At 67.4% G+C, this 19,171-nt stretch carries 18 protein-coding genes; 2 read left to right on the top strand and 16 right to left on the bottom strand.

Going from position 1 to position 19,171, the window contains the following annotated elements; genetic code table 11:
• The first annotated feature begins 272 nt into the window (after positions 1 to 272).
• Positions 273 to 1,634 (top strand): MFS transporter, encoded by a 1,362-nt coding sequence (locus tag OM977_RS04330; protein WP_264356309.1) that lies wholly within the window; start codon positions 273 to 275, stop codon positions 1,632 to 1,634.
• Between the two features lie 21 nt (positions 1,635 to 1,655).
• Here the strand turns inward: OM977_RS04330 and OM977_RS19645 are convergent, their stop codons facing one another.
• The 5 genes from OM977_RS19645 to OM977_RS04355 all read right to left on the bottom strand — a co-directional run bounded on the left by OM977_RS19645 (position 1,656) and on the right by OM977_RS04355 (position 7,630).
• Positions 1,656 to 3,536 (bottom strand): GmrSD restriction endonuclease domain-containing protein, encoded by a 1,881-nt coding sequence (locus tag OM977_RS19645; protein ID WP_333473998.1) that lies wholly within the window; start codon positions 3,534 to 3,536, stop codon positions 1,656 to 1,658.
• Positions 3,537 to 3,997: 461 nt separating this feature from the next.
• Positions 3,998 to 4,525: a cyclophilin-like fold protein gene (locus OM977_RS04340; RefSeq protein WP_264356310.1), complete on the bottom strand. Its 528-nt coding sequence runs from the start codon at positions 4,523 to 4,525 to the stop codon at positions 3,998 to 4,000.
• Positions 4,526 to 4,632: 107 nt separating this feature from the next.
• Complete coding sequence (locus OM977_RS04345) at positions 4,633 to 5,613, bottom strand: aldo/keto reductase (protein WP_264356311.1); 981 nt, start codon at positions 5,611 to 5,613, stop codon at positions 4,633 to 4,635.
• Positions 5,614 to 5,778: 165 nt separating this feature from the next.
• On the bottom strand, positions 5,779 to 6,660 hold the full coding sequence (locus tag OM977_RS04350; protein ID WP_264356312.1) for an SDR family oxidoreductase: 882 nt from the start codon (positions 6,658 to 6,660) through the stop codon (positions 5,779 to 5,781).
• Positions 6,653 to 7,630: a helix-turn-helix transcriptional regulator gene (locus OM977_RS04355; RefSeq protein WP_264357289.1), complete on the bottom strand. Its 978-nt coding sequence runs from the start codon at positions 7,628 to 7,630 to the stop codon at positions 6,653 to 6,655. Before OM977_RS04355 ends, OM977_RS04350 begins: the two co-directional genes overlap by 8 nt.
• A gap of 161 nt (positions 7,631 to 7,791) precedes the next feature.
• Here OM977_RS04355 and OM977_RS04360 point away from each other — a divergent pair, with 161 nt between their 5' ends.
• On the top strand, positions 7,792 to 8,205 hold the full coding sequence (locus tag OM977_RS04360) for an ester cyclase (protein ID WP_264356313.1): 414 nt from the start codon (positions 7,792 to 7,794) through the stop codon (positions 8,203 to 8,205).
• A 32-nt stretch (positions 8,206 to 8,237) separates the two neighbouring features.
• Here OM977_RS04360 and OM977_RS04365 read toward each other — a convergent pair whose 3' ends face one another.
• The 11 genes from OM977_RS04365 to OM977_RS04415 form a co-directional block, all read right to left on the bottom strand.
• Positions 8,238 to 8,927, bottom strand: coding sequence for a DNA alkylation repair protein (locus OM977_RS04365; protein ID WP_264357290.1), 690 nt, complete (start codon positions 8,925 to 8,927; stop codon positions 8,238 to 8,240).
• Between the two features lie 86 nt (positions 8,928 to 9,013).
• A complete protein-coding gene (locus OM977_RS04370; RefSeq protein ID WP_264356314.1) occupies positions 9,014 to 9,805 on the bottom strand; it encodes a DeoR/GlpR family DNA-binding transcription regulator in 792 nt (263 codons plus the stop codon).
• 118 nt (positions 9,806 to 9,923) lie between these two features.
• Entirely contained in the window at positions 9,924 to 10,604 is a 681-nt protein-coding gene (locus tag OM977_RS04375) for an SDR family NAD(P)-dependent oxidoreductase (RefSeq protein ID WP_264356315.1), read from the bottom strand.
• Entirely contained in the window at positions 10,594 to 11,925 is a 1,332-nt protein-coding gene (locus tag OM977_RS04380; RefSeq protein ID WP_264357291.1) for a sialidase family protein, read from the bottom strand. The genes OM977_RS04375 and OM977_RS04380 overlap by 11 nt, the downstream gene beginning before the upstream one ends.
• A gap of 99 nt (positions 11,926 to 12,024) precedes the next feature.
• On the bottom strand, positions 12,025 to 12,801 hold the full coding sequence (locus OM977_RS04385; protein WP_264356316.1) for an HpcH/HpaI aldolase family protein: 777 nt from the start codon (positions 12,799 to 12,801) through the stop codon (positions 12,025 to 12,027).
• 71 nt (positions 12,802 to 12,872) lie between these two features.
• The gene (locus OM977_RS04390) at positions 12,873 to 13,862 is read right to left on the bottom strand and encodes an aldo/keto reductase (RefSeq protein ID WP_264356317.1); all 990 of its coding nucleotides are present in this window, start codon (positions 13,860 to 13,862) and stop codon (positions 12,873 to 12,875) included.
• Between the two features lie 52 nt (positions 13,863 to 13,914).
• Positions 13,915 to 14,739 (bottom strand): ATP-binding cassette domain-containing protein, encoded by an 825-nt coding sequence (locus tag OM977_RS04395; RefSeq protein WP_264356318.1) that lies wholly within the window; start codon positions 14,737 to 14,739, stop codon positions 13,915 to 13,917.
• Positions 14,732 to 15,604, bottom strand: a complete 873-nt coding sequence (locus tag OM977_RS04400; protein ID WP_264356319.1) for an ABC transporter ATP-binding protein — start codon at positions 15,602 to 15,604, stop codon at positions 14,732 to 14,734. Before OM977_RS04400 ends, OM977_RS04395 begins: the two co-directional genes overlap by 8 nt.
• A 1-nt stretch (position 15,605) precedes the next feature.
• Positions 15,606 to 16,544, bottom strand: coding sequence for an ABC transporter permease (locus OM977_RS04405; RefSeq protein WP_264356320.1), 939 nt, complete (start codon positions 16,542 to 16,544; stop codon positions 15,606 to 15,608).
• A complete protein-coding gene (locus OM977_RS04410; protein WP_264356321.1) occupies positions 16,541 to 17,476 on the bottom strand; it encodes an ABC transporter permease in 936 nt (311 codons plus the stop codon). Before OM977_RS04410 ends, OM977_RS04405 begins: the two co-directional genes overlap by 4 nt.
• Positions 17,477 to 17,479: 3 nt before the next feature.
• The gene (locus OM977_RS04415) at positions 17,480 to 19,054 is read right to left on the bottom strand and encodes an ABC transporter substrate-binding protein (protein ID WP_264356322.1); all 1,575 of its coding nucleotides are present in this window, start codon (positions 19,052 to 19,054) and stop codon (positions 17,480 to 17,482) included.
• Positions 19,055 to 19,171: the final 117 nt, after the last annotated feature.

Consider the following 19,171-nt stretch of genomic DNA (forward strand, 5'->3'; position numbering starts at 1 on the left):
CGGGGGACATGCTCATTCTTCGCGGCCACGCTGAGGGGACATGCTCATTCTTCGCGGGCGTGTTGGGGAAACATGCTCATAGTTGGCCGCCACGACTGGACATGATGCCACTATGTCCATCGCACACGTCCGCCCCGGGACATGCTCATTCTTCGCGGGGGTGTCCACGGGGCATGCTCATTCTTTGCGGCCACTTTGAAGGGACATGCTCATTCTTCGCGGCCACGACCGGACATTGTGCCCCCGCTGCAGTCATGGGACAGACTGTTGCCGTGAGCAACTCTCCCCAAACCGGCCTCGCCGTTGCCGGTCTTAGCCTCGGCACGGCGCTGAACCCGCTGAACTCCTCCATGATCGCCGTCGCCCTCGTGGTGCTGCGCGCCGATTTCGGGCTCGACGTCGCCACGGTCACCTGGGTGATCACAGCGTTCTACCTCACGTCCGCGGCGGGTCAGCCGCTCATGGGCAGGCTGGCGGACCGCTTTGGCCCGCGCAGGCTGTTCATGTTCGGCATGGCCCTGGTAACGGTGACGTGCGCGGTCGCCCCCTTCACGCCAAACTTCGCTCTTCTCTGCGTGGCACGTGCCTTCATGGCCCTCGGCACCGCGACAGCCTACCCGAGCGCCGTCGTTCTGGTCGGGGCGTTGGCGCGGCAGGCAAACGTGAAGTCCACGCAGCCTTTGGGCCGGATCCAGATGGCCAACACGTCCGCCGCAGCCGTCGGGCCTGTGGTGGGCGGGCTGCTGGTGAGCCTGATCGGTTGGCAGGCACTCTTTCTGATCAACGTCCCGCTGGCGCTGGCCGCCATCCTCCTGGTCCGGCGCTATGCTCCCGATGACGAGGAACGTGAACGCGGCCGGGCCGCCGAGTTGCTGCGCGATTCGGACATCCCGGGCATCCTCGCGTTCCTGGGGGCCATGGTGCTGGTGATGATGGCGCTGCTGGACGTGCTGCCGGGATACCGTTGGTGGCTGCTGGGCAGCGGAACCCTGCTGGGGGTGCTGTTTGCGTGGCGGGAGCTACGGTTCAGCCCGCCGTTCCTGGACTTGCGGCTGCTCGGCCGGAACCGGCCGCTGCTGCTGGTATACCTCGGATTCGCCATCTTCAGCGCTGTCTACTACTTCGCGTTCTTCGGCTTGCCGCAGCTGCTGCAGGAAGCCGGCGGCTACGATCCCGGCGTCGTGGGGCTGCTGATGCTGCCGCTGGCCGCAATGTCGGTAGTGATCACGCCGCTCGCGGTCCGCTCGATCGACCGTTTCGGCGTGAAGCAGGTGCTGATAGCCGGCGTCGTCCTGCTAGTTGGGGCGTCCGGGGCCATGTGGCTGCTGACGGCGTCGTTCAACATTCCACTGGTGCTGGCGCTCACGGCCTTGCTGGGCGTGCCCTACGGAGTGGTGGGCCTCGCCTCCAGCCAGGGCATGTACCTCTCCACCCGGCCGGAGGAGCGTGGCGTGGCGGCCGGGATCTACCAGACCTGCCGTTACCTCGGCGCCATCGCCGCGACGGTGCTGATCGGCATCTTCTACGGCACCGGCGTGAACCAAGCGAACTGGGGCCTGATGGTGTTCGTGATGCTGGGACTCGGCGCTGTGGTCTTCGTGGTCTCGCTGTTGTGGCGGGAGCGGCACGCCTAGGCGCGCCGCTCCCATCGCTAGCTACTCGCAGGCCACCCCGTCGCGGTCACGGTCCAAAGCGAAGCTGTAGCCAGGCTGGCCCGCACGGATCGGTGCAGCACCGGCGTTGCGCACCGCGGTGCAGTTGGCGTAGTAGACGGGTGCGGGCGCCGGAGCGGGCGGCGCCGGAGCGGGCGGTGCCGGGGCAGGAGCCGGGGCGGGAGCCGGTGCGGGCGGCGGCGTGGGTTCCGGTTCCGATGCTGGGGGCAGGGGTGCGGGCTGGTTCGTGGGAACGGTCGCGTCCGGGCAGTCCTGCAGGATGATCTGCATCCGGTCGTGTTCAGCCTGCGTCACCCAGAGGCTGTAGGTGGCCTTCACCGCGATCTGACGAGCGACGTAAGGGCACCAGAAGTTCCGGTTCGGCGGCAGCCAGGTGGCGGCGTCGCCGTCGCCCTTCTGCATGTTGGCGGGACCGTCCGCAGCCAGCAGGTTAAGGGGATCGTTGGCGAACGCGGTCCGCTGTCCCGGGGTCAGCTGCTGGGCGCCCTTCTGCCACGCGTCGCTGAGCGCCACTACATGGTCAATCTGCACCGCGGTGCTGGTGGTGGTGCCGCGCTGGAACGCGATGGTGGTGGCCGTGTACGGGTCGTGCAGGGTCCCGGTCTCCACCTTGCAGGGAACGCTGTTGGTGTACGTGATCGAGACGAGGTCGCGCCTGAGGATGTCGTTGCGGGTGTCGCAACCGTTCTTATCCACGTCCAACCACGCCTGGCCGAACAGGTCCCGGTCGTAGCCGGTCTGGGGAGCGCGGCCCTTGATGGGGAGCGTGGCCAGCTGGTCAAGGGCGCGGCTTTCGAACGGCGGCTGGTAGTTCGGCGCGGTGTACAGGCCCGGCAGGTAATAGCCGGCGACGTCGGCAATCAGGTGGGCGTTCCCGGTGGAGCGGTTGAGAAGGTTGACCCGGCCGTCGGCTCCAACCGGAACGGTGACGAGGTTGGGCACGGTCTGGCTGGTGGCGAAGTTGAGGTTTGAGGCGGTGGGGAGCTGGGAGCCGGACGCATAGGCGGTGATGAATCCGAACGATTTCGCCTCGGTGACCGTGAGATTGAAGACGACGGCGGCGACGTTGGCGGGGATGATGCCGCTGCCGCCCACTTTGAATGACACCGAAGAATCGGCGCGCGCAACTCCGGTGTCTCGAGTATCGAGGAAGCGGGACGGTTCCAGGGACTGGAAGGCGCCAGGGGTGGACGGCGACCCGGTGAGATAGTAGCCCGAGACGTCGGCAATGAGCTGGGTTGTGTCGGAGGAGCGGTTGTAAAGCGTGACTTGACCGTCTGCTCCGACCGGGACGGTGACCAGGTTGGGCACGGTCTGCCCCTTGGCGAAATTGAGGTTGGACGCGTCGGGGAGCTGGGAACCCGACGCGTACGCGGTGATGAAGCCGAAGGATTTCGCCTCGGTCACTGTCAGGTTGAAGACAACAGCGGAGACGTCCGCGGGGATCCCTTTCTCGCCGCCGACCTTGAATGACACCGTCGAGTCTCCGCGGACGGTCCCGGTGCGGCGGGTGTCGAGGAAACGGGACGGCTCAAGGGGCTGGAAGGTGCCCGGCGCGGTGGCGTTGCCGGCCACGAAGTAGCCGGAGACGTCGGCGATGAGCTGGGCGGTGCCGGAGGAGTGGTTGTGCAGCTTGACCATGCCGTCGTCCCCGACCCGGACGGTTACCTGGTTCGCGACCGTCTGGCCCTTGGCGAAGTTCAGGTTGGAGGCATCCGGCAGGTCGGAACCGGACGCGTAGGCGGTGACGAACCCAAAGGACTTCGCCTCGGTGACCGTCAGGTTGAAAACGACGGCGGAGACTTTCTCGGGAATACCCGGAACATCGCTTACGCGGAAAGACGTAGTCCCGTTACTGGGCACCGCACCACGGCGCCGTGTATCAAGCGCCCGGAATGGATTAACCGGCACCTGTGACCCGGCGGCGGGCGACTCACCTTCCACCTCGGAGGTTGCCACCGTCAGCGGAGAAACTTGGAGAGCGTTAGCCGCGGCCGCTGTGGCCGGTAGCGCCGTAAGCAGTTGCGCCGCGGTGGCGAGCACGGCCGCCAGAATAGTCAGGTGCCGTCGCGGCGCGTTGCTTTTCAAATTGGTTCTTTCCCCCAGTATGCAAGATTTCCGTAAGAGTACCTGACCATTTGGGGTTTACGGGTATTGCGCGAAGCGACGTCGAAATACTCGGATTTTGACCCGTAATTAAGCGGTCAGGAGAGCCCTCAACTCTTGGAATAGGGTGCGAATAGCAGCGATTGAGGATCGGGGTCCGCGCGCAGAGGTTGGCGGGTTCACACGGTTCTGTGCCAGCCTCTGCGCGCGGTGCTTGTCTAGCCGAGGTCGTAGACGATGTCTGCGTCCTCGGGCAGTCCGTCGAAGATATTGAGGTCGGAAGTGATGTCGCCGATCTTGGTGAGCTGTCCCGGAGAGCTGGTGGGCTTGAAGATCAGCGCGACCTCGTCTTTGGGCGCGTAGTACACGATGTCGCCGGGGCGGACATCGTCATAGAAGGGGCCGGTTTCGGTGAGCGGGGAGGCGACTGCCCCGAAGTACTCGATGCCGGCGTTCCGGATAGAGGGCACCGTGACGGGCATCGATTCGATGAAGTCGCGGGCGGCGTCGGAGTCGTTGAGCGTCGCGGCGATGGTGGTGCCCCCGATCGTGATCGTGATCGGCGTGGCAGCGGCCACCTGCGCTGCGTCCTCGGTGGGGGCCGGCGAGGATGCAGCCGCCGCGGGCGTCGTGGCCGTGACTGTCGACGTCGGCGATGCGGTCGGCGTCGACGTCGACTCGGAGGAGCAGGAGGCAAGGGCGAGAGCCGTGGCAGTTCCGATTATCAGTGTGATTGCTTTTTTCATGGTCAGTCCTTTTCGGGGGTGTCTGGGGCAGGACGATTCCTGCGCCAGGGGCTTGTGCGATGGGGCGCGGGTCGGGCATCCGCGCCCTAGGTTCAGCACATTCAGGGTTAGCGGTCTATTGATGCCATGTTGGTCTCGTCGTGGCGTTCCCCGACGGCGGGTCGGAGGGCGTTCAGCCGGTCCAGCTGGTCGCCGGTGAGTTCGATGCCGTCGGCCGCGGTGTTCTCCTCGACCCGGGAGACCCTGCGGGTGCCGGGGATCGGGGCGATGTCGTTCCCTCGGGTCAGCAGCCACGCAAGGGCGGTCTGTGCAGGGGTTGCGCCGACCTCGGCGCCGATGGCCGTCACCTCGTCGACGATCGCAAGGTTGCGGCGGAAGTTCTCGCCTGTGAACCGCGGGTTGGTCTTGCGCCAGTCGTCGTCGGCGAAGTCGTCGACGGAGCGGATCTGGCCGGTCAGCAGGCCGTGACCGAGCGGTGAGTACGGGACGAAGCCGATGCCGAGTTCGCGCAGCAGCGGCAGGATCTCTGCCTCCACGTCGCGGGTCCACAGCGAGTACTCCGTCTGCAGTGCCGAGACAGGTTGCACAGCGTGTGCCCGCCGGATGGTCTCCGGGGAGGCCTCGGACAGCCCGAAGTGCAGCACCTTGCCCTCGGCGATCAGGTCCGCGACCGCGCCGGCGGTCTCCTCGATCGGGGTGTTCCGGTCAATCCTGTGCTGGTAGTACAGGTCGATGTGGTCGGTGCCGAGGCGTTTGAGTGAGCCCTCGACGGCGGCCTTCACGTTCGCCGGGCTGCTGTCGATCACGCCGGGTCCGCCGCCGGAATGGGAGACCAGGCCGAATTTGGTGGCGATCTTGACCTGGTCGCGGCGTCCCTTGATCGCCTGGCCGACGATCTCCTCGCTGAGGAACGGCCCGTAAATCTCCGCGGTGTCGATATGGGTGACTCCGAGCTCAAGCGCACGGTGGATTGTGCGGATCGATTCCGCGTTATCCAGGCCGCCCTCGCTGGTGTAGGTGCCGGCCATGGTCATGGCGCCGAGTCCGATGCGGGAGACTTCCAGGCCTCCGAGGCGTGCATTTTTCATGGTGTGTTCCTTTCGGTGTGGTTTCAGGCCCGGGACGTGGGCTGGGGCCGAATTTGGGCAGCCGAAAGCCATAAGCGTCCCGCGGGTCTGTTGTGGAAGTGAGGTGGGCCCGGTCTGCCGGCCGCACCTTTGGTTCAGGGGCCCGGGCCGGGCCGATGAGTGGCGTTAGGCGTCGTCGTGTGCCAGATTGCTGGAGAGTTTCCGGTGGGCGTCGGCCTGGTCCTGGAGTTGCTTGGCCTTGGTCTCGAACACTCCGACGGCGTCGGCTCCGGCAGCGAAGCGCAGCGGCGGCTCCTCCATGTCGGCCAGGTCGATCAGGGCCTTGGCAAGCTTGGCCGGGTCTCCGCCCTGCTGTCCGTCCATGCCCTGCCAAGCCGTGACCGTCTGCCGGTTGCGCTCGGCATAGTCCTCGATAGTGGATTCGGCGTAGCTGGTGGATTCCGGGGTGAGCAGCTCAGTGCGGAAGAAGCCCGGTTCCACGATCATGGTGCGGATGCCAAACGGGGCCACTTCGGGGGCCAGGGACTCCGCCCAGCCCTCAATGCCGAACTTCGAGGCGGCGTAAGCGGTAAGGAACTCTCCGCCCGCGAGGCCGGCGGTCGAGGAGATGATGACCACCAGGCCCGAGCGCTGGGCCCGCAGCACCGGCAGGGCCGCGCGGGTGACGTTCATGGGCCCGAACATGGTGGTTTCGATCTGGTTCCGGAAGTCCGCCGGGGTAATTTCCTCGAAGAACCCGGCGTAGAAGTTGCCGGCGTTGTTCACCACGACGTCGATCCGGCCGAACCGGTCCACGGCGGCCTGGATGGCAGCGGTCGCGTCGGCGGGGTCGGTGACGTCGAGCTTCACGGCCAGCAGGTTCTCGTTTCCGCCGAGCGCCTGGGTGACCTTCTCCGGGTTGCGGCCGGTGGCGACTACCGCGTGGCCGGCGGCCAGGGCTGCCTTCGCAATGTCGGTTCCCATGCCGCGGCCGGCACCGGTGATGAACCAGACCTTCTTGCCGGTGGTGCTTTCGTTCCGGTCGGTTGTGGTGTTCTGTTCAGTCATGTGTTGGTTCTGTCTTTCGGGATTGTCCCGGCCGAGGTTGGGAGCGCAACGCAGGGACGGTGGATCCACCGGCAGGACCGCCGGCGGTGGTAGTTTCGGGCGGCGACGCCGCCCAGCTGGCGAGGAACGCCAGCGCATTTTCGGAAGCAGAGCCGCGCTCCGCGGTGAAGGTAAACAGGGTCTGGCCCTCGTCACCGGGAAGAGCCAGCGTCTCGAACTGCAGGGACAAATCTCCCGCGACCGGGTGATGGAAGCGCTTGGTCCCCGTGGTGTGGATCCGCACGTCGTGCCCCGCCCACAAAGCGGCGAACAGCCCGCTGCGCGTGGTCAACTCCCCGACCAGCTCGTTCAGCGCCCGGTCGTGGGGGTTCCGCCCCGCTTCCGAGCGAAGCATCGCCACCGTGGTGGCCGCAATCGCGCGCCAATCGGGGTAGAGGTCGGCGGCCCCCGGATCCAGGAAGAGATAGCGGGCCTGATTCGGCAACCGCCCCGGAGCGGCCGGCCCCGGCTGAACGGCGGATTTGAACACCTCGGCATACAGGGCGCGACCCAACAGGTTGGTGGCCAACACGTCCGAACGCCCGTTCTGGACCAGAGCGACAACGCCGGTCATGCCGTCCAAAAGTCGCAGCACCCCGGGACGGACCCGCTGCTGCGGTGGCCGGCGGGGAGCCCGGCGCGACGGCGCGTTGGCCGTCCTCGCCAGGTCCATCAGGTGTGCCCGCTCGGCCTCGTCAAGTTGAAGGGCGGAGACAACAGCCTCAAGAACCGCGTCCGAAACGCCGCGCAGGCTGCCCCGTTCGAGCCGCGTGTAGTAGTCCGTGCTCACGCCGGCGAGCTGTGCCACTTCTTCCCGGCGCAGGCCCGGTACACGGCGCAGCTCGCCATAGCTGGGGATGCCGGCCTGCTCCGGACTGATCTTCGCTCGTCGCGAGATCAGGAAGTCACGGATTTCTTCTTTTCTGTCCACGTCCACCACGCTACGCAGGCCGGGGGTGCAGTGGCAGTGTCTATCAGACACCCCCATCCAGCACGGGCCAGTTGTTATGGCGGCGGACGCGTGAGCCGTTGATGTGCCAGGACCGCGGTGGGAAACTTGTGCTGCGGTCTCACCCTCATAAGGAGTCGGAAATGCCTGACGGGACTGGAATGATCAAGCGGTTTTACACGGAGGTGGTCGGGGGCGGAAACCTGGCCCTCATCGATGAACTGGTGAGTGATGACTTTGTCGATCACGATCCCATGCCCGGACAATCGCCCAGCAAGGATGGGGTCGGTTTCTTCGTCACCACCATGCGGGCGGCCTTTCCGGATCTCAAAGCCACCGTCATGGAACCGGCGCTCGTGGACAGAAATTTTGAGGCGCTGTACGTGGTGTTGGCCGGAACCCATCAGGGCGAACTGATGGGAGTCGCGGCCACAGGTCGCAGTGTTAAATTCAGCGGTATCGACATCATCCGCATCGAGGACGGAAAAGTGGTCGAGCACTGGGGTGCCACGGACATCATGGCTCTTATGCAGCAGATTGGCGCCGTTCCGGAGTAACGCGCCATACCGGAGTAACCCGGAAAGCCCGCCTACTTATCGCCCTGTCGGCGCACCATTTCGTTGATCCAGCTGGGCGCAAAAGGAGAGGTGCAGCCCGGCGGAGTCGGGTAGTCCTTGAGCACTTCCAGGCGCTCACCGATGTCGAGTGCACGGGCGCGGTGCTCGGCGTGCTCGATCCCGATTTGGGCCAGGCAGTGGTTCATCGCCCACTGCAGGCGATCCGGGGCGTCTTTCATCTCCGTTTCGACGACGTCGAGCAGTCCTGCGAGGTCGAGGCCCTCCGGCTTCTTCGCCACGCGCTCGGTGGTCAGCGCCCAGCCGGCACTCGCGACCACGGGATCCGGATCGGCGAACCACGCCAGGCGCAGCTCTTCGGCGTGCGGGTTCTTCTTCACCACGTAGTTCACGAGCCAGTCGTGCACCTTGGGGATGCGCGCCTCGCGCAGCATCACGTCCAACTCGGAACGCTCGAACGCCTTCGGGCGGCAGATCAGCAGCGCCAGCAGCCTCGCCGCGGTGTCTTCCGTCTCCCAGAGCTGGCGCGCGAGGTCCTGCTGCGTCTTCAGCCGCTTCGCGAGCGCGCGCAGTTTGCCGAGGTTCACACCGTGATCGTCACCGTGCCGCTCGTTCACCGCGCGGGCCTTGGGGTCCTCGAGCGCGGCCAGCTCGGCCATCACCTCGGCCACTGTCGTTCCAGCTACCGTCGTTCCGGCCACCATCGTTCCGGCCACTGTCGGCCCCCTGTCCATTCCTTGTGGGATTCAGCCTACTGGGAAGGCCCCGTCAAACCGGCTAATCAGCAGAGTCAGGAAGCAGCCGCCTGCGCGGACGAGACGTCGACGAGCTGCACCGTGACGCCGGCGTTCCGGAACAGCTCCACCTGGCCAGGATCGGCCTGGTCATCGGTGACCAGGATCCAGGGGGCGGGAAGCTGCACCCAGGCGTGGAACGGCCGCTTGCCGAGTTTGGTGGAATCCGCGAGGACGTACACCGTGTTGCCGCGCCGCGCCATCAGCTCTTTGAGCCGGGTCTGGGCCTGGTCCGCCTCGCACAGACCGTCCTCCACGGTGACCGCGTCGGCGCCAAGAAACACCCGGTCGAAACTCATCCGCTCCAGGGCCGCCTCGGCGAGGGGACCCACGAAGGTCTGGCTGACGCCGCGGAGCCGTCCGCCCAGGCAGTCCACCTGGATGCCGGGCGAGTCTGCGAGTTCCTGGAGCGTGTTGATGCCCGGTGTGGTGACGGAGAGGTTCTCCCGGCCGCGCAGGGCGTGCGCCATGGCACCGACCGTCGATCCGCCGTCGAGCAGGATGTTCTCACCTTCCTTGACCTCGGAGGCCGCCCAGGCGGCGATGGCTTGTTTCTGTTCGAAGGCCTCGCCGGTGCGCTGGCGCAGCGACGGCTCCGGGTGCGCGCCGAGGGCCACCGCGCCGCCGTAGGTCCGGGCGAGCTTGCCCTGTTCGTTGAGCTGCGCGAGGTCCCGGCGGATGGTGGACGCCGTCACCCGGAAGTGCCGCGAGAGTTCCTCCACGGACGCCAGACCGGTGGTCACGGCGAGGTGGTAGATCTCTTCGCGCCGGGCTTTGGCGGTGGTCATCGGTGGTTCTCCTTCGGCGGCTGCTGCATCCGTGGCGCTGCCCATCGGTTGGTCGCTGTCCTCATGCTATTCGGCCCGCGGCTGATCCGGTTCACAGGCGCGGCTCCGCTCCACAGGCTCATAGCGACGCGCCGCCGCAGATCACGTAGTTCTGCCCGGTGATGGACTTCCCGTGGGGTCCCAGCAGGAACCCGGCGAGAGCGGCGACGTCCTCCGGGTCCACCAGCTTGCCCAAGGCGGGCAGCTTCGGCGGTGTGGCGGCCCGGCCGGGATCGGCCAGCATCGGCGTGTCCGTCGGCCCGGGCGAGAGCACGTTCACGGTAATGCCGCGCGGTGCCAGTTCCTGGGCCCAGCTGCGGCCCATCCCGAGCAACGCCGCCTTGGTCGCCGCGTACTGGCTCTTGCCGGGGGAGCCGGTGGACGTACGGCTGCCGACCAGGAGTAGCCGGCCGCCGTCGGGCATCCGGGGAACCAAAGCGTTCGCCAGGCTGCTGGCCGCGGCCACGTGCACGGTGAACATCCCGTCCAGCGCCTCAGCATCCAGCTCGCCCAGCGCGGCGGTCCGCTGGAACCCGGCCGCGTGGACGAAGGCGTTCACCGGCGCCAGGTCCTCGACGCCGGACGCCAGCGATGCGGGGTCGGAGAGATCCGCGTGCCGCCACCGGAAGCCCGGCCCGAAGGAGGGCTCGCTGCGGCTGAGGCCGGTCACCCGCCAGCCGTCGGCCAGCAGCCGCGCCGTGATGGCCTGCCCGATTCCCGAGCTGCAGCCGGTCACAAGCGCATGCGGTTCAGCGGTCACTGTCCACCCTGTCCGTTCCCGCCTCGGTTGCCTCACCTGGCGTGCTGGTGCCCTCGTACGCCCACTGCGGATCCACGCGGACGTACTTGATGGCCTGGCGGAAGTAGGTGTACGCGATGTTCAGCGCACCGTCCGGGCCCTGGTGGATTGACGGGTAGGAGTACTCACGGTTCAGGCCGTCGCGGGAGTTGTTGGACAGGCAGTAGCCGTCTCCCACGTCGAGGTTCCGCCGGATCGGCCAGCTGCGCCCCGAATCCTCGGAGATCGCCAGCGTCATCGGGGACCGCGGTGTGCCCCAGAAAGCGCTCCGGTTCCCGCCCGCTCCGGCAGTCGCGCTGGCAGACGCCGCGTTCGACGCCGACTCAGCGGACCCGCCCGACGCCGGCTCAGCCGCAGGCTCGGGAAGCTGGCCCTGTTCGGCGGCGAGGCCGTCGTCGTCGATCTCGTCGTAGAGGGAGAGCCGCCGCTCGGTGGTGGCTTCGGCGCGGCTGTGGTTGTAGACCAGGGCCAGCCGGCCGTCGGCCAGCGCGGTGAACTGGATGGAGGAGTTGTTGTTCGGCAGCTCGGTGGGAACGGGTTCGCTCCAGGTGCTGCCGCCGTCGGACGACCGCGATTCGTAGATGGAGTCGGCCCAGCGGCTCCGGAACAGGGCCAGCAGCGAGCCGTCGGCCACCGGCTGGATGTTCATGTGCACGCAGCCCACGCTGCCCGGGAGGACATGCTCAGTCCAGCTGGCGCCGGCGTCGTCCGAGATCATCACGGCGCTGTCGTCGCTGCTGCCCACCCACTTCTCGCCGGGTGTGGTGATGCAGCGGAAAATCGGGATGATCCAGCGGCCGGACGGCAGCACGACGGGGAGCTGCCGGACGAACACTCCGCCGGTCTCGTTCGCGGGGAAGAGGGTTTCCACCGGGCCCCAGGTTTTGCCGCTGTCCCGGGAGATGCGGCGGCGGACCTCGGCGGTGTCCTGGTTGCCTGCCCTCTGGGCGGTGTACAGCAGCCAGAGCTCGTTGCCGGGGGTGGTGAAGAGGATCGGGTTCTGTTCCGAGCGGGTGGAGTCGTCGGTGAGCTGATCGGGGGCCGACCACTGGCGGCTGCCGGGCTCCAGGGTGGAGAACCAGATGGAGATGTCCGGCACGCCTTCCTGGGTGCCGCCGAACCAGACGCAGCCGAGCCGGCCGTCCGGCAGGGTCAGGAGGTTGGCGGCGTGGCTCTGCACGGTGGGCGCCGGCAGGTAGGCGAAGAGGGCGCCGCCCGCTTCCTTGACCGCACCGTCGGGCGTGATGGTGCTGTAGCCGGCGCTCGACCCGGCGCCCGCCACACTTGCGGCGCCCGAGCTTGCGCTCGTGGCGCTCGCCGCGCCCGAACCTGCAGTGGAGGCGGTGCTGAGGGAGTCGGTGCTGTTGGTTCCGGGCACGGTTCAGTCCTTCTTGGTTGCGGCGGCCAGGTGGGCTTTGGCGACCAGCTCCAGGTGGGTCAGGTCGGACGCGATGGTGGTGAAGGTGTAGCCCTGGCGCAGCCGGAGGGCCGCGACCTCGCCGGCGGGGGTGTGGATGCCGGCGGCGATGCCGGCGGAGGCGGCCGCTTCCGCGACGGCTTCCAACGCGGCGTTGAATTCGGTCTCGATTGCGGGGTCGCCGGGGAAGGCGGCGCCGACGGCCAGGGCGAGGTCGGAGGGTCCCACGTAGATGCCGTCCAGTCCCGGCGTCGCGCAGATTTCCTTGACGTTGGCCAGCCCGTCCGAGGTCTCGATCATGGCGAACACCAGGGTGGCGGCGTTGGCGTCAGCCGGTACGGGGCCGATCCGCAGGGCCGAGCGCATCGGCCCGTAGGACCGGCCGCCCATCGGCGGGTACTTTGCGGCGGCAACCGCGGCCGCGGCGTCCGCGGCGGTGTTGACCAGCGGCACGATCACGCCGACGGCGCCGGCGTCGAGCGCCTTGCCGATGGCGGTGAGGTTGTTGTCCTCCACCCGGACCATGCCGACGGCGGTGTGCCCGGCGTCGATGGCCATCAGACCGTTCAGCACGCCCGAGTAGCCGAGCAGTCCGTGCTGCGCGTCCAGGGCCACGTAGTCGTAGCCCAGCCGGCTGATGCGCTCGGTGGCGACTGGGGCGTCCAGGACGGCCCAGTAGCCGACGGCCTGTTCGCGGGCGCGGATCTTGCGGGCAAATTCGGTAGCGAGTTCGGAAGTCATGTCGTGTCTGCCTTCAGTTCGGGGAGGTTCAGTTCGGTTCGGGGAGAGCTTCGGGGGAGCGGTGCGCGGGATCAGCGGTTGTAGGCGGGCATCGGGCCGCGGAGTCCGGCGCCGACGGCGTCGCACGCAGCGGTGACGTCGGCGGGCAGCGGTCCCTTGGCCACGGCGGCGATGTTGGCCTGCAGCTGCTCCACCTTGGAGCCGCCGAGGAGCATGGAGCCGACGCCGTCGCGGTAGGCGAGCCAGCGCAGCGAGAGCTCGGCGAGGGTGATTCCGGCGTCGGAGGCGATCTCGGCGAGGGCGGTGACGGCCTCGAAGAGCTGCTTGTCCCAGTACCGCTGGGTGTACATGGCGGCGAGTTTGGAATCGCCGAAGCGGCCCTCGGAGGGCTTGTCCTCGAAGCTGTGCTTGCCGGTCAGCAGGCCGCCGCCGAGTGGGTTGTAGACCATGGTGTGGACCTGGTGCGTGGCGGCGAATTCGAGGTATTCCTCCTCCACCCGTCGCGCCACCAGGTTGTAGAGCTGCTGCGCCACCACCGGCCGCGGCGCGCCGACCTCGCGGGCCACATGGATCACGTCGGCGATCTGCCAGGCCGCGAAGTTGGACACGCCCAGCGCGCCGATCTTCCCTTCGGCGGCGAGTTCGGCCACGGTGCCGAGGGTTTCCTGCAGGGGAGTGGCCCGGTCCGGCTGGTGCAGGTAGAACAGGTCGATGCTGTCCGTGCCCAGCCGGCGGAGGCTGCCCTCCACGCTGTTGCGCAGCCCCTCTTTGGACAGCGGCGCGTGCTGGCCGTGGTCCGGATGCGGCATGCCCGCCTTGGAAGCGAGGACGACGTCGGCCCGGCGGTCCTTGAGGACGCGGGACAGCATCTCCTCGGTGGCGCCGCCGACGTAGGCGTTGGCGGTGTCGATGGTGGTGATGCCGGCGTCCAGCGCCTCGTCCACCATGCGTCCGGCGGTGGCCTCATCGGCGGTGTCGCCGAACGTCATGGTGCCCAGGACGAGCCGGGAGATGGGAAGCTTCAGGCCGTCCACTGGCGTGCCTTCGGGCTGCTTGCTCATGCGTTGATTCCTCGAGGTTGGGGGTTCGGATACAAGTTGAAAGTAGGAAGGTTCAGGACTTCAGCGCCAGGGACGAGACCAGGTGCCGCGGCTTTAGGCCGCGCATCGAGGCCGGATCCAGGGCTGCCCGGCGGAGTTTGCGGGTGTAGTCCTCCTTGGGTGTGGTCAGGACCGAGGCCGTGGTTCCGGCCTCCACCAGCTTGCCGCTGCGCATCACCATGACGGTATCGCTGATCTCCTGCACCACGCCAAGGTTGTGCGAGATGAACACGTAGGTGATGCCGGTTTCGTCCTGGATGGACTTCAGCAGGCGGAGCACCTGGGCCTGCACCGAGACGTCCAGCGCGCTGGTGGCCTCGTCGCAGACCAGCAGTTCCGGCTTGGACGCCAGCGCCCGGGCAATCCCGATGCGCTGCCGCTGGCCGCCGGAGAACTCTGCCGGGTGCTTGTCCAGGGAATTGAGCGGCAGTCCTACCTGGTCCATCAGCTTCGCCGCGGCCTTCTCCCGCTCGGCCCGGGACCGGACGCCCTGCAGCTTCAGCGGCTCGGCCACGATTTCCTGGGCCGTCAGGTGCGGGTCCAGCGAGCCGTACGGGTCCTGGAAGACCATCTGGAACTTGGAGCGCAGCGGCCGCAGCTTGGCCTCGCTCATCGGCGCGAGGTCGGTGCCGTCGAGATCGATCCGGCCGCTGGTCGGCTTGACCAGGCGCATCAGCGCCTTGGCGATGGTGGACTTGCCGCAGCCGGATTCCCCGACGACGGCGACGGTCTTGCCCTTCTCCACCGAGAAGGACACGTCGTCCACGGCCCGGAAGGTCCCGCCGGGGACGTGGTAGTCCACCACGAGGTTCTCGACGGACAGGAACGGCTTAGTCATGGTTGGCTCCGGTGCTGGTCAGGGCGGTGTCTGCCGCCGGGGTCTCGTCCCACGGGCCCAAGACCGGCACGGCGGCCAGCAGGCTGCGGGTGTACTCGGTGGCGGGGTGTTCCACAATCTGCTGGACCGCGCCGGATTCGACGAACGCGCCGTCCTTCATGACGTGGATCCGGTCCGAGATGAGCCGGGCCACGCCGAGGTCGTGCGTGATCATCAGGATGCCGATGCCGCGTTGTTCCTGCAGTTCAAGCAGCAGGTCCAGGATGCCGGCCTGCACGGTGACGTCCAGGGCGGAGGTGGGCTCGTCCGCGACCAGCAGCTGCGGCTCGCTGGCGAGGGCGATGGCGATCAGGACGCGCTGGAGCATGCCGCCGGAGAGCTGGTGCGGGTACTTCTTGAGCTGGGCGTCCGGGGTGGGGATGTGGACCTGTTCCAGCAGCCGGATGGCGCGTTTGCGTACGGCGTCCTTGTCCTTGGAGGAGGCAGCCCCAGCGATGCGGATGGCCTCGGACAGCTGGTTGCCGATCGAGTGGACCGGGCTGAGCGCGGTCATCGGGTCCTGCGGAATCAGCGCCACAGTCCTGCCGCGGACCTTTTCGATGGCCTTGGCGTCCTTGGTGACGTCGACGCCGTCGATCAGGACGGTTCCGGAGATCACGGCGAGGTCGTCCGGCAGGAGCCGGAGGAGGCCCATCGCCGTCGTCGATTTGCCGGAACCGGACTCACCGATGATGGTGACCGTTTCCCCCCGGTGGATGCTGAAGCTGACCGAATCCACGGCGCGGATGATGCCGCCGTCGGTGATCAGCTCCACCTGGAAGTCGCGGACGTCCAGGAGCGGCTGTTCGGCATGTGCTGCGTTCATGTCAGGCACCCTTCTTCTTGCGGCGGGGACGGTCGCGGAGGCCGTCGCCCAGCAGGTTGACGCCCACCACCATGAGGACGATCACCAGGCCGGGCAGCGTTACCATCCACCAGGAGGTGGTGATGTAGTCCTGCCCGTCGGAGATGATGCGGCCCCAGGTGGCGAACGGCCGCTGCGGGCCGGCGCCGAGGAAGCTGAGCGCGCTTTCCAGCAGCACGGCCTGGGCCAGGAGGAGCAGGACGACCAGGGTGGCCTGCTTGATGACGTTGGGGATGATGTGCTGGATGAGGATCTGGATGCGGTGCAGGCCCAGGATCCGGGCCGCGGCCACGTACGGCTTTTCGCGTTCCACCAGCACCATGGACCGGGTGAGTCTGGCCACTTCGGGCCATTGGGCGATGGCGATCACGAAGGTGATGACGGGGATGGAGGGGCCGAAGAGGGCCACCACCAGCAGCAGCATCATCAGCAGCGGCAGGGACATCTGGGCTTCGAGGACGCGGGAGACCACGGTGTCCACCCAGCCGCCGAAGTAACCGGCGGCCGCGCCGAGGATGATCCCGATGGCGCCGGAAACCACCACGGCCAGGACGCCGATGGTCAGCGAGACCTGGCCGCCGTGCAGCACCCGGGAGAGCAGGTCGCGGCCCAGCTGGTCGGTGCCGAACAGGTGCCCGTCCGTCAGCGGCGGAAGCCGGCGGGCGGAGAGGTCCTGGGAGTTGGCGTCCGGCAGCGGCAGCAGCTGCGCGAGCAGGATGGGGATGATGACCAACAGGGTGCAGAGCGCGCCGATGCGCATCTTCCATTTGGCGGAATTACGACGCCGGGTGGCCCCGGCTTTGGCGATCAGCGCCTTGGTGACGGCGCTGGGGGAGGGCGTCCGCTGCGGCGCCCCGCCTTCGGGCAGGTCGGCGGTGGGGGTTGCGGTGTCGAGGCTCATGATGTTGCCGCCTTTCCAAGACGAACGCGGGGATCAAGCAGCGGGTAGGCGAGGTCGATCAGCAGCTGGACCCCAACGGCGAGCAGCGCCGTGAGGAGGACCGTGGCCTGGATGAGGGGGTAGTCGCGGGTTTCCAATGCGCGGACAATCAGCGAGCCGACGCCGGGCCAGGCGAACACCACTTCCACCACCACCACGCCGTTGAGCATGGCGGCGAAGCGGGTGCCGAGGGCGGTGAACACCGGGATGGCGGAGTTGCCCATGGCGTAGCGCCAGGTCAGGACTGAGTTCTTGACGCCCCGGGAGCGGGCCACGGTGAGGTAGGGTGCGGCGAAGTTGGTGGTCATTTCGCGCCGCACCATCCGGGAGATCAGGGCGATCTGCAGGATGGCGATGGTGAGCGTGGGTAGGACCAGGCCGCCCCAGGTGGCGAAGCCGGAGGCCGGGAAGATCGGAATCAGCACGGCGAAACCGGTGAGCAGCATGATGCCGGTCCAGAAGTCCGGCATGGACTGCCCGGCGATGGTCAGGACGTTGACGCCGAATTCGCGCCGGGTGTCCGCGCGCCGGGACATCCACACGCCCAGCGGGATGGCCACGATGGCGGTGAGGAGGATCGACGCCGCGGCCAGGGTGAGCGTGTACGGCATGCGTTCGCTGACAACCTGCAGTGCGGGTGCCTGGAAGGAGTACGAGGTTCCGAGGTTGCCGCTGAACAGTTGTTGCAGGAAGATCCAGTACTGCTCCAGCACGGGGCGGTCCAGGCCGAACTGCTCCCGGACCTTGGCGAGCTGTTCGGTGGTGGCCAGCGGCCCGGCGTAGGAAACGGCGGGGTCGCCCGGGGCCAGCCGGATCAGGATGAACACGGTGGACACGGTGAGGAACACGGTCAGCAGGCCTTGGCCCAGCCGTTTGAGGATGTAGTTGGTCATGACTCAGGCCTCCAGCCGGACGTCGGCAAGCGGGTAGGAGTTGGTGGGTGCCAGTTCCAGGCCGCCCACCCGGTCACGCTGCGCCAGCACGGACTTGGGGACGAACGCCCAGGCGCAGGGCCAGGTGTCCCAGATGGCCTTCTGCGCCACGGCGAGAAGTTCCTGCCGGCGCACGGGGTCCACTTCGGAGGAGGCCGCCTGGACCTTCGCCTGCACGTCGGGAATCACGTAGCCCTGGTAGGTGTCGCGGGTCTTTTCCTTCTCCGCGGTGCCGGCGTACATGCCCTGCATCATGGTGATGGCCAGACCGGTGGGGCTGCTGAAGCCGTTGCCCAGCAGGTCCCAGTCGCCTTCCTTGCCCTGGCGCCAGGCGAGGATGTTGCCGCCGGGTTCGAACTGCTGAAGCTGGGTGGTGACGCCGATGTTGCCGAACATCTCCGCGAGGGCCTCCATGACGGACGTATCGGACGCGAATTCGCCGGTTTCCCAGATGATCTTGAGGTTCAGGTTGGCGGCGCCGAGGCTCTGCAGGGTGGCCTTGGCCTTCTCGGGATCGTAGTTGTAGGTGCCGGTCTTGGCGAAGCCGGTCAAGCTGGAGGGCACCACGCCCTCGGCCGCGCTGACCGAGTCCACCAGCACGTCCCGGACCAGCGCCTCGCCGTTGACGGCCCAGCTGAGGGCCTCGCGGACCCGAGGGTCGGCCAGCGGGTGCCCGGCCGGCTTGCGGAAGTTGTAGAAGATCTGGTTCAGCCGGAGGCTGGAGGCTTCTTTAAGTACGACGCCGGGAAGTCCTGCCAGCTGTTCGCGCGAGTCGGGCGTGATGGAGTCAATGACATCCACCTCGCCGCTGCGCAGCGCGATGACGCGGCTGGATTCCTCGGGGAGGAACCGGACCTCCACCTTGTCCACCTTGGGAGCCTCGCCCCAGTAGTTCTCATTGCGCTGCAGGCTGTAGGTGCCGGCGCCGCGGTTGAACTTGGTGACGACATACGGGCCGGTGCCCACGCCTTCCTGCAGCTCCTCGGGCTTGTTCTTGGCCGCCGGGCTGATCAGGATCATGCTCATGAGCGAGTCCAGGATGGGGATGGGTTTCTTGGATTCCATCCGGAAGGTCCGGTCATCAACCGGGACCACGGTGGGGAATTCGGGGAAGAAGCCGGCCACGAAGGAGCCTTGGACCTGCTGGTACATCTTGAGCGCGGTGGCGACGTCCTCGATCTGAAGCGGCGTGCCGTCGGAGTACTTGACGCCTTCGCGGAGCTTGACGGTCCACTGCGTGGGGGTGGTCATCTCGAAGCTCTCGGCCAGGACCAGGATGGGCTTGGTCTCGGGGCCGATCGCGGTGAGGCCCTGGCGGACGGCGCGCTGCACGGTGACGGCGGCGTCGAACTGGTTGAGTTTGTTGTCCAGGCTGACCAGGGATCGGTTCAGTGCCAGGGTCAGGGTGCTGGGGCCCGGCAGGCCGGTGGGGCCGGCACATCCGGCCATGGTGCCTGTGCCCAGGAGAAGCCCGCCCAGCGCGCCGAACTGCAGGAGGCGGCGGCGGGAGATCTCACTTCCTTGAGGAAGAACGGTCATCGTTGACCTCTCGGGTAGAAAGGGACGGCTGGCGGCCGGATGGCCTTGCGCCGTGTTACATGCATCACTTTGCCACGACTGCGCGATTTGCGCAATACATCTAGCGCGATCCGCGCA

It is taken from the genome of Pseudarthrobacter sp. MM222, assembly GCF_947090775.1.
In the GTDB taxonomy this organism is placed as follows: Bacteria; Actinomycetota; Actinomycetes; order Actinomycetales; family Micrococcaceae; genus Arthrobacter.